The organism is Paraflavitalea devenefica, from assembly GCF_011759375.1.
Taxonomy (GTDB): domain Bacteria; phylum Bacteroidota; class Bacteroidia; order Chitinophagales; family Chitinophagaceae; genus Paraflavitalea; species Paraflavitalea devenefica.
In genome coordinates this window covers 591,723-607,842 of the sequence record NZ_JAARML010000002.1, presented here as the reverse complement: position 1 = coordinate 607,842, position 16,120 = coordinate 591,723, and the positions used below count along the sequence as shown (strand labels likewise).

The following is a 16,120-nucleotide window of genomic DNA, read 5'->3' as shown; positions in this document are numbered from 1 at the left end:
GCTTTTCAGGGGCATTCACCGGCCAGGTTTGGAGCACTTCACGCCCGGTAGGGTACCACTTCACCGCAGTAAAATCCCTCTCCACGCCAAACCGCATACGCAGCCCTTTACAACCCTCCACCATCCACCTAAGCAACACCACTACCCCACCCCCAATCCGCCCGCAACAAGGCTATAATCCCCTTTAAACCGCATACCACAAAGCCTTTTCCAAACAAGCCAAGTAAACCACAGTAAGCCTGCCCTTCCTCATCCACTCCAAAACATAAAAGCCTGTAACGTAAATACAAAAAACAAGGAGATACAAAAAAATCAGCAACCCCAGCATAGTAGAAACCCAAAAGCACCAGCCCCTCACCAACAACCATCCACTCCAAAGCATAAAAGCCCATAACCAATAATCAAAGCTACACCTGGGGTGGCGTGGCCGGCAAACCGGCCGGAGGCATTCGGGTTTGCCTTGATTTTTCTTTGGTTACTTTCTTTGCATCAAGGCAAAGAAAGTAACAACAAGCCCCCGCACGCAGTGCGAAACAGTCAAAGGCCTCAAAGCAAAAGAATAATTCAAAGCAAAGGAATTGACAAAAAAGAGGCCGTAAAATAGTTTACTTTTCTCATCAAAAAGTGCACCACCCCGCCCCACCATTGTTTTAGCTTGCCTATCAAACTACTGCAAGTGAATACCTTCAACAAACCGCTTGCCTTCTACAGAAGGATCCCTTTACTGATCATATTACTGGGAGGCACACTGATCATGGGTGCAACAACCGCCCAGGAACTGACGATCAGCTTATCCCCCCACCATACCAATATGGAAAACTATGCCGCCAAAGAACTGGCGCGCTACCTCCATACCCTCACTGGCACCTTACCATCCATTACCACCAATGCAGTAACAAACAACAACAACCTTTTCATCCTCGGCCGCCCCGGTCATCCCATGATCGACCAACTCATCAGCAACAGCCAAATAAAAATAAGCCCCACTAATCCCGGCCCCCAAGGCTATCTCCTTAAAAAGATTCAACGCAACAACCAATCTATCATCGTCATCGCCGCCAATGACACCACCGGCGTCTTATACGGCGTCTACGGCTTCCTCGAAGAACACATGGGCATCAACTTCTCGTTTGACGGAGACGTATTACCCTTGTCCCCCGCGTCTTCAAGTCCCCCTCCACCGGAGAGCTTGTCCCGCTCAAGCGGGAGGGATTTAGGGGGAGGCTTCGGGGGGGCCATCGACGAAGTAAAAACTCCAGCTATGGCCATCCGCGGCTTCCTCCCCTGGACCAACTTCCCCCAATCAGCCACCTCCTACTCCTGGGAAGACTGGACCTTCATCCTCGACCAGATGGCCCGCCTACGCATGAACTTCCTCCACATCCACAACTATACCGGCGAAGAAGGCCACAATGAAATGTTCCACAACTTTGAAGTGGCCGGCAAGCTATCCCGCGTATGGATGGCCACTGCCCGCAGCGGCCATGCCTGGGGCAGCTATCCCGGCTGGGAAGTGAACAAATATCCTTTCGGCTCGGCCGCCCTCTTTGATGATTATGATTTCGGGGCCGACTGCGCCCTGCACAATGAAAAGCTCGATAACAAACAGGTATTCCGCAAGGGCGTCAATGAATTTCAGCGCGTCATTGAGTATGCGCATAAACGTGGTATTAAGATAGGACTGGGCCTCGACATCAACCTCATCCACGAAAGCTACCAGTTGCCCCCCGATGATCCCCGCGTAATAGCCGCCCGGGTACAACAGATCGCCACCGATTACCCCGGACTGGATTACCTGCTTTGCTTCCAGAGTGAATCACTCGTACATGAAGGCGCCGAAAAAGCGCGGGAACAATGGCGCACCATCTTCGATGCTTTTTACCACGGACTGAAAAAAACAATGCCCCGGCTGCGCCTCGCCGTGGCAGGCTGGGGACTGCGCGCTGAAGATGTATCCTCCCTGCCCAAAGACGTCATCTGTGCCCCCATCTCCAAATACTCCGATGCGTTTGAAGATGGCCATATTTACAAAGACCATGAATACTGGGGCTGTCCCTGGCTGGAAAGGGATTTTTACAGCTCCACCTACTACTATCCCTACAACATGCACCTCTCCAACACCATCCGGGCCTGGCAGGAGCGGTCGCCCAATATGAAAGGCTTTTATTCCCTCACCTGGCGCATTACCGATGCCGTGAAAGCCAAGATGTGGTTCATGGCCCGCGCGCCCTGGGATGATCAAAACAAACTCAACAGCGCCACCACCGTGTACCGGCAATTTGCTACCCAACAGTACGGCGCACCCGCCGCCGCGCTGGTAACGCCCATCATCAACCAGAATGAACCCTTTGCCAGCGACTTCAGCGAATGCCGGTGGACACCGCCTTTCTCCCTCGCAGGGGTAGACAGAAGGGCCCAGTACCTCTTCAACCTGCATTCCTTTAAACCGGTAGAGGCGTCCGGCAATGGCACACACCAGATGGCGGTGAACTATGCCAAATACTTCCAGGCCCGCAAAGCGCCCGGTCCGCAGGGACAGGAGATCATCGGTTATGTCGTCAACGGAAGCTGGCTGGCCTATGACAATGTTTCCTTTACGCCTTCCACCCGGCAATACCAGTTCCGTGTGTCCTCCGCCACCGATGGCGGCCGGATAGAATTACGGTTAGATACACCTGATGGCCCCCTCATCGGTGAAAAAGAAATATTACCCACCGGAAGCTGGAATGAATGGAAAGATGTCACCGTGTTCATTGAACCACCCAGTGGTACGCACACCCTCTACCTGCTCTTCAAAGACCGGGAGCCCGTGCAACTGGCGCAGGCGCAACTCAGCAAAGCCAATCAGCAACTAAGTACCATTGATTCGGCCATCAGCCTGACGGCAACACCTGGTCAGCAATACCGCCTCCGCCTGCTCCGGAGTCGCATCGCAGCCACCAGAGACCACATATTGCTCAACCTCTACGCCTCCAATCGCGCCCACGATATAGCGGCCATGGCCCGCTCCTGGGTCAGTAACTTCAACAGCCGCGTGAGTGATATCTCTTCCCTCGGCAATGTGGTGAGTGTGCAGAACCGGTTTATCCAAAACAATTACCGCGACCTCGGCTGGAAACAGCTCAACTCCTACATGGCCATCCCCCCGGAAAACGTGGAAGCAAGAGGCACGCAAACAGGGGCCAGATTGTATTGGCAAACAGACAACCCCAACATTCGAGGCTTCTTTATTTACCGGGATGGAAAGAAGATCAACAATGAGCTGCTACCAGCGCATACCCGGCAATATGAAGACAAAGCTGATGGGCAGCATGCCTATGAAGTGCATCCCGTATGCTGGGGCAATGATGCAGAATTGCCTTCCATCAGCGTGCCTTGCCTGGCCGGCAATGCCGATGCAGCAGCGCCGCAGATCGTAATCATCTCGCCGCCCACTTCCGTATTGGCTGGTCAGTCCGTATGGATCAAAGCCAGGTTGCTTGACAACCGCAGCGATGAATTACTCACCGCCACACTCTATTACCGCAGTGCCGGGACAAAGGAGTGGAAGCAGCTACCCATGACCAGGAGGGTAAAGGCTGTTTTCACTGCTGCGATCCCGGCCACTACTATCACCGAAAAAGGAATAGACTACTACATCAGCGCTACCGATGGCAGCAATACCGCGGTGTTCCCGGCAGATGCACCATCACTTCCGCTCTCATTAGTACAGGAAAAAGCTACCCGCCTTGTTCCTTCACTCAAGGCGCCTGTAGCAACAACAGATAAATACACATTGAAATGGCAACCCGTGAAAGGCGCCTTCTATTACAGGATCTACCGTTCGCAGCAAAAAGAATGTGCAGCAGGTCCGGAAAACAACCTAACTTATATAGCAGCCGATGCAGCATTGACCTATACAGACAATGGACAAGATCTGCGCGCCCAACCACTCACAGGCGCCTGGTATTATCGTATTACGGCGGTTGACAGGCAGGGTTATGAAAGCCTGCCCTCAGCAGCCGTGGCCATCCATCAATTGCAAGGAGACAGAAAACCATCATCACCATGAGCGACGCCACCACCTATACCAAGCCTGCCCCCACGGGCGCCATCGTAGCCATACAACCGGGCCTGAACAAGCCCAACAAATCATTCATCATCCTGGTGAGCGGCGTGGCCGCGCTGGGCGGCTTGTTGTTTGGCTTTGATACGGCCATCATCTCCGGCGCTATTCCGTACATCACTACCTATTTTTCGCTCAATGAATACATGCTGGGGTGGACGGTGAGCTCCATACTCATTGGCTGCGCCGGTGGCGCCATGGTATCGGGTAAACTGGCCGACCGCTATGGCCGGAAATTCATGCTCATCATTTGCGCCATCCTCTTTGCCGTATCGGGCATCGGGGCCGGCATGGCCAACCAACTGTGGGTCTTCATTCTCTTCCGCCTCATCGGCGGACTCGGTGTAGGCGCTGCCGCCATGGTATCACCCATGTACATAGCCGAAATGGCGCCCGCCGCCTGGCGGGGCAGGCTGGTAGCCTTTTACCAACTGGCCATCGTGGCCGGTATCCTGCTGGCTTACTTTTCCAACTTCTTGTTTGATGGCACCGGGGTCAACAACTGGCGGTGGATGTTTGCCTCCCAGGCCGCTCCTTCCCTGCTCTTCCTGGGCCTCTTACTCGCCGTGCCCGAAACACCGCGCTGGCTCATGAAAAAAGGGCGCTCCGAAGCCGCTACCGCCATTGTCATCAAAACATCCGGCTTCTCGGCAACAGCGAAGGAGATCACCGCCATTGAAAACAGCTTTCGCACAGAAGAGCGGGTATCGCTCAAAACACTCTTCAATAAAACCTACCGGCCCGTATTGTTCATCGGCATCCTGGTAGCCGTATTCCAGCAGGTCACCGGCATCAACTCCATCCTGTACTACGCCCCCGTCATCTTTAAAGAAACAGGATTGAATACAGCTTCCTCGCTCCTGCAAACCATTGGCATCGGCGTGGTGAACGTAGTATCCACCTTCATCGCCATTGGCCTGGTAGATAAAGTAGGCCGCAAGAAATTCCTGCTGGCCGGCTGTGTGGTCATGGGCATCTCACTCGTAGCCGTGGCGCTTTGTTTCCGGTACAGTTACTTCGACAACTACATCGTGCTCATCTTCATGCTGCTCTATGTAGGGGCTTTTGGCTGTACGCTGGGCGCCGTTACCTGGGTATACCTTTCCGAGATCTTCCCCAACCGCGTGCGGGGCCTCGCCTTATCAGTAGCCACCCTGGCCTTATGGCTGGCCGATTTCATCGTGACCTATACCTTTCCCGTCATGACCAAGCACCTGGGCACTTCCGTTACCCTCTTATCTTATGCCACCCTTTGCGCCATCGCCTTCGGCTACATGCTGTACAAGGTGAAAGAAACAAAGGGAAGATCGCTCGAAGACATTGAACAATTGTTCATCCATAAACAATAGCACCATGAACAAGGAGCATGCTTACATTCCTGCTGCAGGAATTACCCCCGACAACATTGCCTTCTATACCAATTATGGATACCTCATCGCACCCGGTCTCTTATCGGCCGCTGAAATTGCAGAGCTGAAAAAAGAAACCGCCGCCATCTTCCGCGGCCAGCGTGGCTACCTCGATGGCATCATCCAGGTAGAGGCCGGCGAAAGCGATGCAGCAATACTGCGGAAATACGTGGCCATCCATTTCCCCCATAAGATATCGGCGCTCATTTACGATTACCTCTTTCACCACAAGATCGTCTCGGTACTTACCAAAGTCGTCAGCCCCAACCTCAAGTGCATGCAGTCCATGCTCTTTGTAAAAGGGCCGGGCAAGGCGGGACAAGCCTGGCACCAGGATGAGTTCTACATTCCCACCCGCGATAAAAGTCTGGTAGGCGCCTGGATTGCCATTGATGACGCCAATGTAGAGAACGGCTGCCTCTGGATCATTCCCGGCCGCCCGGGCTACATGATGCCAAGGGTACAAAATGATTCTGCCGAATATGCCGATGTAGACACCATTGATGTATCCCCCTTCAGGGAGCAAATGATACCGGTGGAAGTGAAGAGCGGCTCCGTGGTCTTCTTCAACGGCTATACCCTGCACAGCTCTTTGCGGAATAAGACGGCCGATAATTTCCGTACCGCACTGGTAAATCACTACATGAGTGCAGAATCCATGTTGCCCTGGGACCAGGACGGCAAGCTGCCCGCTACGGAAGACCTGCGGGATATTGTGCTCATCGCCGGCAATGACCCTTATCAATGGAAAGGCACCGTAGACGTGAACAAACCTTACCTTCGTCCTGAAGTATTGAAAATAAAAACAAAACCCCTCTAAATCTCCCTTGATAAAAATATTAATACATGAAGATTGAATTCTATTGTCCCCGCTGGGGAAGTGAGTACCTTTCCTGGGAAGATTTTTGCCGGCAGGTAAAGCAGGAAGGTTATGATGGCATTGAATACGGTATCGCTGCCACCACTACCCGGCAGGAGCTGGATGCCGTATGGGACACCGCCGCGAGATATGAATTGAAGATCATTCCACAGCACTATGATACCTATGAAGCCAACTTCATCCGGCATTATGAGCTGTACCAGGCCTGGCTGGAAAAACTGAAGCCTTATCCCGCCGAAAAGGTCAACTCACAAACCGGGAAGGATTTCTTTAGCTTCAGCCAGAATGAAGTGCTCATTCAGGCAGCAGCCACCAGCGGTCTGCCCATCGTGCACGAAACCCACCGCAATAAATTTCCCTTTGCCGCGCACATCGCTAAAAAATACCTGCAGGCCATACCTGGTTTAAAACTAACGCTGGATGCCTCTCACTGGGTGTGTGTGGCGGAATCTTACCTCGATGACCAGCCGGAGGCCATGCAACTGGCCATAGAAAGAACAGAGCATATCCATGCCAGGGTAGGCTATGCAGAAGGTCCGCAGGTGCCTGATCCCCGGGTGCCGGCCTGGCAGGAAGCCTTGCACAAGCACCTGGCCTGGTGGGATAAAGTAGTAGAACGTAAGAGAAAAGAAAAGGCCACGCTCACCATCACGCCGGAGTTTGGCCCCTTCCCCTACATGGTACACCTGCCGGCCACCAGCGCCCCCATTGCCGATCAGTGGGCCGTGAACAGCTACATGATGCGCTTACTAAAGAAAAGATATGAAACCGCGCCCCATTTAGTAAATGGATTATAACCCTTCTTTTTGAACCTGGCGCAAGGAACTGTCATCCAAATTTTGCTTTCTCCGCAGTGTCTCCCGTAGGGGACGCTGCGGCTTATGAAGCCGTAAACAAAGCCATCTGGTTAAACCCCAGTTGAAACCGCTTTACTTTCTCCGCAGTGTCTCCCGTAGGGGACGCTGCGGCTTATGAAGCCGTAAACAAAGCCATCTGATTAAACCCCAGTTGGAACCGCCTGTATTGCTTTACCGTAAACCCATTCAGGCGGGCCAGCCGGTGAATATCCTCTTTGGTCCAGTAATGCTTATGCTCTTCAATATTGTGCTTGTCCAGCAGGCGCAGGCTGGCCATCAGTTCCAGCACGGGTTTGGCCTGGGGCGTGGGCGTAGTCAGCAACAACACCCCATTGGGCCGTAACCTCGATTTAAACGTGTGGAACACGGCAAACACATCGTTCACATCAATATGCTCTATCACCGCCAGCGCCACAATGGTATCAAAGGTTTTATCTTCCATGGGCGCGTGGTCATAATTCACCAGCGTATAACTGCCGGGCACATAGGGCCGCAGCTCGCCCTCATTACCACCAAAATCAAGCACATCGCCTTGTAAAAAAGGGAGCGCCAGGGCAAACCTTCTCTTTTGCAGGAAGCCTTCAAAGATCCTTGAACTGTTGATCATAACAATTAGCTATTAATAGATGAGGTAAGGCAACAGCGGGAGCGTATTCACGCCACTGTTGCATTGTTACAGGCCCTTTGCAGCGCACGGGCGTTGCGGCATTGTTTACGGTACTGGACAGGGCTCATACCGAATGTCTTCTTAAACACCGAGCCAAACCGGCTGCTGTTGCAATACCCTGTCAGCGCAGCGATCACCTTCACCGATTTATACGTGGTACTCAACAGCAGCTCTGCTTTCTGCATGCGCTGTTGCTCCAGGAAATGGGTGATCGTTTGTCCGTACACATGCTTGAACCCGTAATGCAGCTTATTGCGGTTAATGCCCACTTCCAGCGCCAGGGCTTCATTCGTCATCTTGGGCGGCGGGTCCTTCGACAGGATCGTATGCGCCTGGTGGATACATTGCAGATCATAAGGTTTGAAGACCAGTCCGGACTTGTGCTCGGGCACTTCAACGGCAGGTTGGACCAATGCTTGCTGTGTAGTCATTTGTCAGCGTTTTTCATACATAATAAGGCAGGCAGGCGCCCGGAGGCAACCACCCATTGAACAATCATGAACGGCACGTAGAAGTTTATCGAATATTGACAGCGCGGAAGGGATTAATATTTATACCGCGGCACCGGGTACAGGGTATCCGGGGCCTGACTCACATAACAGGTACGGGACGGATGTTGAATAAAGGACTTGCCGATGGACTGACTTCTCCGGTAATGCGTGGGCTTTATCTTGAACTTCCTCCTGAACACCGCAATAAAATTGGTGGCATAACCATACCCGCACCGGTCGGCAATGTCCTGGATGGGATCATCCGTGGCCGTTAGTAATTGCAGGGCCAGTTCCATGCGTTGGCTTTGCAGGAAATCATAAATAGATTGCCCGTACAGCATCTTGAATCCTTTCTTCAGCTTAAAAGTATTTAATTGGGAAAGTGCTGATAACTGTGGCAGCGTATAATGTACGCGCACATCGCGCAGGATGATCTCCCGCACCAGGCTCAGCTTCTGCACATCGGCCTCTTTCAAACGTATCACCATAGGAAGGGTTTATACTGCAAGCTATTCCGTTAAAACAGTGAAAGCGGGGCGACTTCTGTTCCCTGCGGGGTTTATACTGATCACACTGCTTTCTTCATTTCTTTCCTTCGCCACGTACGGGGTGATTCTTTAAATGCATTGCGGAATGCTTTGCAGAAATTGCTTTCATTTTCATACCCGATCACGTGAATGATCACCTTGATGGGCTTTCCTTCCAATAGCAATGCCTTGGCCTTCTCCATTCGTAGCTGTCGCAGGTAGGTATACAAACCCACACCGTACAGTTTTTTGAATACAGCTTTGAGCCGCTTTTCGGGCAGCATCACTTTTTCGGCCAGTTGCGCAATGGTAAAATGGGATTTGAGCGATTGCTCCATGATTAATGCAGCATGGTGCGCCCGCTCAATGTCGGTTCTGGTGATTTCTATTTCCATACAATGGATATGGTGCTACAAATAAAAATCACGTAATAAAGCACACGTAAGTACCCGCCTGACTGTTGAATGTTGAAGTACAGTCACGGTACATCATGCAGGTAAATTAGGAAACCTAAATGGTCATCGCGGGGTAGTCTACAGTCCTTTCAGGGTAAATATTCTACTTCACGCTCTCCCCTTCCACTCTCTCGGCGATTCGCCCGAAGTTTTACGGAATGCTTTACTGAAGTTGCCTTCACTTTTGTAGCCAATGGTCTTGATAATAGCTTTGATGGGAATATCTTCCAGTAACATTTGTTTGGCCTTTTCCATACGTAGCTCCCGCAGGTAAGTATACAGGCCTTTGCCATGAACTTCCCGGAAAGCTCGCTTAAGCCTTTTCTCAGGCATCCTTAGTTTGGCAGCCCATTGAACGATCGTAAAATGCAGCTTAGGTGATTCCTGCATCATCAGCGCGGCCTGCTTCACGCGCTCAATGTCTGTTTCGTTTAGTTTAAACTTCATACGTAAAAAGGGCAGGCTGAAATGTTTTCAGTCGCCCCGGATAAGTGTTTTATAACAAGGTTGCGGTAGGTGTATACACACCAGTCTATAGTACGAGTTAGTTAATTTTTATAGGAAAGGGTCTTGATTGTTGCACGAATTCAACCGCAAATTAGTCCGGTACATTTGTCCATATTGCACATTTATTTGTTGGATTGGGGCAATTGTTCCTCATTCACAGGCATAAAAAAGCCTCCCGTAAGCGGGAGGCAAATTCTTACTGTGGTGGTAGGCACAGTGGTGACAGAGGTAAATTGGTGTTGGATACCGGAATTACCGTGTTTTTCATGGGATTGGGCATACGTTCAAGGGTACACACAGGTCAATTCATAGGTCCTGGATATTGTTTCTCATCCCTTCGGTGTTGCCGGGGAAGGGGGGATCTGGATTAGGGCTTTTCGGATGAACTTGGATTATCGGACTTGGACTTTTAAGCGTTGCGGCTGTAAAAATGCTGTTAAAATCGCCCCCACCCAACAATAACCGTAAGTATCACCTGCATTTCTGTGATTCACTCTACCCCCGCTAATGGTATTTACCTACGATTCGTAAAACTCCCAATCCCATTATTCGGAAAATACGTATGCAATCCGGAGAGCAGCGCCGGCCGGGAAGGCGGGAAGACGGAAAGTCAGGCCGCTTCAGCAGGTGGCCAGTAATGCAATCGGCTCGCAGCACTTTCTTATCCCCCACAAAATACTGGCACAAATTTTTCGTTATGGGGAATACACCTATTTCTATCCGTTAAAAACATTCGCCACATGAAAAGCCCCGTTAAGATCTTCTTCGCCATCCTCTTCATCAGTTACGTACTCATGTACAGCATCATGGCCCTCATCAGCTAAGAAAAAAAGCGAGTAGTGAATAGCAAGTAGCTAGTGGGCTTTTGCGCAGCTACCACTTGCCATTTACCACTAGCCACTAGCTTTTACCTCATAGATAGGACTAAACAGGTATAATTTCCCCGTCTTGAGCTCCAAACACTGATACCTTTTTCGCAGCTTCTTCCCTTTCCTGAAAATACGGCCCTCGCCGATATCGAACAGTTGTCCTTCGGATAATTCCTCTACCAGTACCAGTCCATTCTGCCGGTCGTACTTCCGCAATACCCGCATCAGGCCTTCGTCTGCGCAACTGCTGGCCGGCAGGTCGTGCAGGGATTCGCGAATGGCTTGCTGGATATCGGCCGGGAAGACAGGCGATTGCAGGAACTCAGCCAGCAGGGTGGCATACAGTGTTTTCCACTCCTTGCCGTGGGCCTGTACGCGGTTGCCATATTGGGTAAACGTGACCAGGTGGGCCAGTTCATGTACCAGGGTGATCAGGAAAGCGTAGGGATTAAGGTTACCGTTTACGCTGATGCGGTGTGTTTTATATTGGGTGGCGTGGCGGTAATCGCCCAGCACCGTTTTACGCTCCTGGGTGATCGTGAGGTGAACATTATACTGGTGCAGGTATTCCAGCACCTTCAATACGGCCGCTTCGGGGATGAAGCGGCGCAGATAATCCAGGGGGGCTTCCTGTTTAGGCATTCTTGTTTTGCTTGCTCAGTTTCATCACAATGGCCGCTTCTGTCAGGGTATATACAAAATACAGGAGCATAAACCCGATTACGCCGGCGGTATTCACGGCCTTGCTGGCAGTAGTGATATAAATGAAGGCGGCTACGCCGCAGACCATCATCTTGATCAGCATGCTGCCTTTCAGCACCCGCAGGAATGCATGTATATTCTTATTGCGCAGGGCGCGGATATGCTGGTAGAATGAAAATACCGTGAGCAGGATCAGCAGGAGATTGCCCATGATCAGCAGGTCGGTGTCGGCCCCCCATTGGGTGAGCAGGGAACGTCCCACAATAAAGAAGGCATTGGTAACCAGAAAGATAATAGTAATGGGTAAAAAGGCCCTGACTGCAGCTTTATTTTCCATGCCGCAAAGGTAAGGAATGCGTATTCAGAATACAGAATTCAGCAACCAGAAGAATACAGGCAAAAGATACCCTCCCTGGCCCCGTAGGGGCCAACGCTTTGTAGAATAATAAACGAACCACGGTATTTTGCCCCGTAGGGGCTACCCTTTGGGCTACCCTTTTATGCCCCTGCCAATACCGGCTTGTCAGCACGTTTATCGGCCTGGCCATTGGAAGCCGCGGATGCCGATGAGCTGTCGCCTCCTGACATATGGCATTGGCCATTGAAATTGGCGCTGGGCTCGATCTGCAGTTTGCCGGCATGGAGATTTCCATTTACCTGGCTGCCGCCTTTCAGTTGGAGTAATTCCTTCACCTTGATAGTGCCGGTTACCTTACCCATAATATCGGCCTGCTGGCCCGCAATATCGCCGTTGACAACTCCATTGGAGCCAATAACCACCTTGGCAGTGCAATGGATATTGCCCTGTAAGGTGCCATCAATACGGATATCGCCGCTGCTGCTGATATCGCCCTTCAGGGTTGTGCCGGCTGCAATAATGCTGGCGCCGCCGGGAGTGGGCGTCTCGGGGAAGGTTTCGGACTTGGACTTCTGGTTGAACATATGACTGGTTTTAAATAAGTTAGGATATTGTTGTTTTACTCATCTATCGTCTCCGGCTTCGGGATCTCCAGTGCGGTCGTATCCAGCTTCACGCTCAGGTTGCCCTGCAGCACATTCTTCACATTGTCAAGATATTGGCCCCGCTGGTACATCACCTGCTCCAGCGAGTCCGTCCTGATCTTCAATTCCCGCAGTTCCCGGGTGGCATTCACGTCGCCATAACCCGGTATATACATCCGCAGGGGCGTAAATACGATCAGGGCTACGGTGAGTCCCGTTAACAGAACGAAAATCGTGCTCAAAACGATATATACACTCAGCCGGGATAATTTAAACGTAACAACTTCTTCGTAAGTATCATCATTCATCACTACCAGGCGGTAGCGGTTTTGTAACCGTCTTAACGTGGAATTGGCATCGAATTTGGCCATACAGAGGATTTCAGCGGTTTAAAGGTAACAAGATAGGGCGAAAAGCCCAGCCTTGTGGATACAAAAAAATATAGCGGGGAATTAAAAATAAATTTCTTGAAATTAAGTTATTAAGAGTTTAGTTTGCGCAGCAAATGACGGTTTTGACGCGGATCATCCTACTTATATTGCTCTCTTACGTTTGGTTGCCGGAAGCCTCCGCACAGCAGCCCCTGGTTTCTTTTGACCTGAAGGGAAAACCCAAGAAATACGAAGAGAAAAAACTACGCTCCGAAAAAACGGGTGATAAGAAGTGGACCGTGGTACGCCGCTTTACCCAGAATGGCGTTACCAAGTTCAACTGGCACTTCAATGCCAATGAAAAGCTGGAAGCGATCATCGAACGCGCTAAAATGGGTTTCAAGGACGACTATACCCAACTGCTCCCCTTTTATAATTACAGTCTGCAACAAACCTCGCAGGACAAGGAGCTGGACTCCGTCATCTACAAGGCCAATGCAGGCATCCTCCTGCACGACCTCCGCAATACCTGGATCGACAACCTGTACATGCTCATGGGCAGGGCGTATTATTATAAGAACATCCTGGACACGGCTTATTTCACTTTCCAATACGTGAACTACGTCTTTTCGCCCCGCGAAAAAGATGGTTATGATGTCCCCATCGGTAGTAATGCCATCGAAGGAGGCAATGCCTTCTCCATTTCTACCAAAGAAAAGACCAACCTGGCCAATAAAATATGGACCACGCCGCCCAGCCGCAACGAAGCATTCATCTGGCAGATCAGGACCTTCCTGGCGCAGGATGCCATGCCCGAAGCAGCCGGCCTCATAGAGACCCTGAAGCATGATCCCAACTTCCCGGCCCGGTTACAAACCGATCTCCTGGAAATGCAGGCCTTATACTTCTATAAACAACAAGGGTACGATAGTGCGGCCTCCTACCTGGAGCAGGCGCTGCCCAATGCCAGGGGCATACAGGAGAAGGCGCGCTGGGAATACCTGATTGCGCAGTTATACGAGCGCGCGAACAACCACCAGCAGGCGCAGGAATTCTATGGCAAGGCCATCAACCATACCCTCGATCCGGTGATGGAAGTATATGCCCGCCTCAACAGCATCCGCCAGAACAAGGGCGATGAAAAAGCCATCCAGGAAAACATTGACGCCCTGGTAAAAATGGCCCGCCGGGATAAATACACCAACTACCGCGATATCATCTTATTTGCTGCCGCCCGGATGGAACTGGAACGCAACAACATCCCCGGCGCCAAAGCCCTCTTGCTGAAGGCTACCCGCTTTGTCAATCCTACGGGCGATAACAGCAACAAGTCGAAAGCATTCCTCCTGCTGGCCAATCTCTCTTTTGAGGAGAAGAAATATGCCGATGCCAAAAACTTTTACGACAGCGTAACCACTGTAGATACCTCCCTGCTGAGCCAGCAACTGTACGAGCAGCGTAAAGGTTCCCTCTCGCGCATCGTGGAGCAACTGGGCGTGATAGAACGGCAGGACAGCCTGCAGCGCATCGCCGGACTGCCCGAAGCAGAAAGGGAGGCCTTCGTAAAAAAGCTGGCCAAACAACTCCGCAAGCAGCAGGGCATCAAAGAGGAAGACCCCTCCTCCCCCAACGACAACAACAATGCTTTCCAGAATAACAATGCGCCCCCGCCCGATCTCTTCGGCGACAAAGCCAAAGGCGATTGGTACTTTGATAATGCCAGCCTCAAGGGCAGAGGCTTTACCGAGTTTAAGAACAAATGGGGCAGCCGGAAAAATGTAGACAACTGGCGCCGCATGGCCGCCGTAAGGCAGGCCGCTAACCAGGTACCAACAGATCCTGCCGCCGGTACCCTCGAAGCAGTGAGAGCGGCTGAAGCCGCCGGTGCAGCCGCTGATCTCAGCTATGAAGGCCTGCTGAAAAACCTGCCGCTCACCGAGACGCAGATGCAGCGCTCCAACGACTCCATCGAAAATGCTAAATTCCAACTGGGCAAGGCCTATATGGAAGGACTGGAAGACTATGCTTCTGCCATCACGGAGTTTGAAGGCTTCCTGGAAAAATTTGGCTACAGCAACCTGCGCCCCGAAGTATTGTTCCACCTCTACTATTGCTACAACAAAATGGGCCTTACCGCCAGCGCCGCCAACGTAGCAAAAGAGCTCAAAGAAAAATATGCCGGCACTTCGTTCGAAAAAACAGTGTCCAACCCCAACGGCAGTCCGGAAGAAAATGCAGCCAAAGCGGCCATGACCAAACAATATGAGCACGTCTATAATCTCTTCATAGAAGGAAGCTTTGACGAGGCGCTGCGGCAAAAGAAACTGGCCGACAGCCTGTATGGAACGAACTACTGGACGCCCCAGTTGCTGTACATACAGTCGGTTTACTTCATCCGCCAGCGCATGGACGATTCGGCCAAAACATCCCTTGGGCATATCGTTGGTATGTATCCGAATACACCCATGGCTGCCAAAGCCAAAAACCTCATTGATGTATTGGGAAGGCGTCAGCAGATTGAAGACTACCTCACCAAACTGAAAATAGAGCGGCCGAAGGAAGACAGCATGGCCATCATTGACGATAGCCCTGTAGCGCCGGTAGCACAAAAACCAACGGAAGCGCCTCCTGTAGTAAAAGAAGAAGAGCAGGCACGCATCAAAGAAACGACCACCAACCCCAGCGCGGTGAAAAAAGATAGCGCCCTCAATGCGCAAAAGCAGCCTATTGTTACGGATAAGATCAAACGTGATGCACTGGTGATCAATCCTACGGCCATACCCAGGCAACCGGTGCCCGATACAGCACAACAGCAGCCGGTAGTGGCGGCCAGGGACAGCGTGGTAAAAGCCAGGGAAGTGATCGTAGCGCCGGGCAAACCAGCCTTCTTCTACGATCCCAATGCGCCGCACATGGTAGGCCTTGTGCTCACCAAAGTAGACCCTGTATACATCACAGAGGCCCGCAATGCCTTTAACCGGTACAACAAGGAAAAATATTACAACAAGCCTTTACAGATAGGTAACCAGGCGCTCACCGATACCCTGCGGATAATGACCATTGCCGGCTTTGAAAATGCGGATGCCGCCATCGCCTACCTGGAAAAGGCCCGTCAATCGGCTCCGGCTGATCTGATACCCTGGCTGCCTGTTGCCAAATATTCTTTTGTGATCCTTACCGAAGCCAACCTCGGCGTGTTGCAGAATACAAAAGATATGGATACCTATAAGGCATTCCTGAAGCAGCTATTCCCGGGTAAATTTTAACAAACCTATCAA

15 protein-coding genes are annotated in these 16,120 nt (G+C 51.5%); 5 read left to right on the top strand and 10 right to left on the bottom strand.

What is annotated here, in order from left to right:
• Positions 1-128: 128 nt before the first annotated feature.
• Positions 129-392: a hypothetical protein gene (locus HB364_RS12095; protein ID WP_167288237.1), complete on the bottom strand. Its 264-nt coding sequence runs from the start codon at positions 390-392 to the stop codon at positions 129-131.
• A 284-nt stretch (positions 393-676) separates the two neighbouring features.
• Between HB364_RS12095 and HB364_RS12090 the strand changes: the two genes are divergently transcribed.
• The 4 genes from HB364_RS12090 to HB364_RS12075 are packed head-to-tail and all read left to right on the top strand — an operon-like array spanning position 677 to position 7,191.
• Positions 677-4,051 carry a carbohydrate-binding protein gene (locus tag HB364_RS12090; RefSeq protein ID WP_167288236.1) on the top strand — a complete coding sequence of 1,125 codons (3,375 nt, stop codon included), beginning with the start codon at positions 677-679 and terminating at the stop codon, positions 4,049-4,051.
• The gene (locus HB364_RS12085; protein ID WP_167288235.1) at positions 4,048-5,454 is read left to right on the top strand and encodes a sugar porter family MFS transporter; all 1,407 of its coding nucleotides are present in this window, start codon (positions 4,048-4,050) and stop codon (positions 5,452-5,454) included. Before HB364_RS12090 ends, HB364_RS12085 begins: the two co-directional genes overlap by 4 nt.
• A 4-nt stretch (positions 5,455-5,458) precedes the next feature.
• The gene (locus HB364_RS12080) at positions 5,459-6,334 is read left to right on the top strand and encodes a phytanoyl-CoA dioxygenase family protein (RefSeq protein ID WP_167288234.1); all 876 of its coding nucleotides are present in this window, start codon (positions 5,459-5,461) and stop codon (positions 6,332-6,334) included.
• Positions 6,335-6,360: 26 nt separating this feature from the next.
• The gene (locus HB364_RS12075) at positions 6,361-7,191 is read left to right on the top strand and encodes a sugar phosphate isomerase/epimerase family protein (RefSeq protein WP_167288233.1); all 831 of its coding nucleotides are present in this window, start codon (positions 6,361-6,363) and stop codon (positions 7,189-7,191) included.
• 172 nt (positions 7,192-7,363) lie between these two features.
• On the opposite strand, the gene HB364_RS12070 is transcribed toward HB364_RS12075, so the two are convergent.
• The 9 genes from HB364_RS12070 to HB364_RS12030 form a co-directional block, all read right to left on the bottom strand.
• Positions 7,364-7,858 carry a class I SAM-dependent methyltransferase gene (locus HB364_RS12070; RefSeq protein ID WP_167288232.1) on the bottom strand — a complete coding sequence of 165 codons (495 nt, stop codon included), beginning with the start codon at positions 7,856-7,858 and terminating at the stop codon, positions 7,364-7,366.
• A 47-nt stretch (positions 7,859-7,905) separates the two neighbouring features.
• Entirely contained in the window at positions 7,906-8,349 is a 444-nt protein-coding gene (locus tag HB364_RS12065) for a helix-turn-helix domain-containing protein (RefSeq protein ID WP_167288231.1), read from the bottom strand.
• A gap of 113 nt (positions 8,350-8,462) precedes the next feature.
• Complete coding sequence (locus tag HB364_RS12060) at positions 8,463-8,897, bottom strand: helix-turn-helix domain-containing protein (protein WP_167288230.1); 435 nt, start codon at positions 8,895-8,897, stop codon at positions 8,463-8,465.
• A gap of 80 nt (positions 8,898-8,977) precedes the next feature.
• Positions 8,978-9,331: a helix-turn-helix domain-containing protein gene (locus HB364_RS12055; RefSeq protein ID WP_167288229.1), complete on the bottom strand. Its 354-nt coding sequence runs from the start codon at positions 9,329-9,331 to the stop codon at positions 8,978-8,980.
• Positions 9,332-9,499: 168 nt separating this feature from the next.
• A complete protein-coding gene (locus HB364_RS12050) occupies positions 9,500-9,838 on the bottom strand; it encodes a helix-turn-helix domain-containing protein (protein WP_167288228.1) in 339 nt (112 codons plus the stop codon).
• A gap of 953 nt (positions 9,839-10,791) precedes the next feature.
• Positions 10,792-11,409 (bottom strand): SprT-like domain-containing protein, encoded by a 618-nt coding sequence (locus tag HB364_RS12045; protein WP_167288227.1) that lies wholly within the window; start codon positions 11,407-11,409, stop codon positions 10,792-10,794.
• The gene (locus HB364_RS12040) at positions 11,402-11,806 is read right to left on the bottom strand and encodes a hypothetical protein (RefSeq protein WP_167288226.1); all 405 of its coding nucleotides are present in this window, start codon (positions 11,804-11,806) and stop codon (positions 11,402-11,404) included. Before HB364_RS12040 ends, HB364_RS12045 begins: the two co-directional genes overlap by 8 nt.
• Before the next feature lie 161 nt (positions 11,807-11,967).
• Positions 11,968-12,411, bottom strand: a complete 444-nt coding sequence (locus tag HB364_RS12035) for a bactofilin family protein (RefSeq protein WP_167288225.1) — start codon at positions 12,409-12,411, stop codon at positions 11,968-11,970.
• Between the two features lie 35 nt (positions 12,412-12,446).
• The gene (locus tag HB364_RS12030) at positions 12,447-12,842 is read right to left on the bottom strand and encodes a hypothetical protein (RefSeq protein ID WP_167288224.1); all 396 of its coding nucleotides are present in this window, start codon (positions 12,840-12,842) and stop codon (positions 12,447-12,449) included.
• 143 nt (positions 12,843-12,985) lie between these two features.
• Between HB364_RS12030 and porW the strand changes: the two genes are divergently transcribed.
• Positions 12,986-16,108 (top strand): type IX secretion system periplasmic lipoprotein PorW/SprE, encoded by a 3,123-nt coding sequence (gene porW, locus HB364_RS12025; protein ID WP_167288223.1) that lies wholly within the window; start codon positions 12,986-12,988, stop codon positions 16,106-16,108.
• The last annotated feature ends 12 nt before the right edge of the window (positions 16,109-16,120 follow it).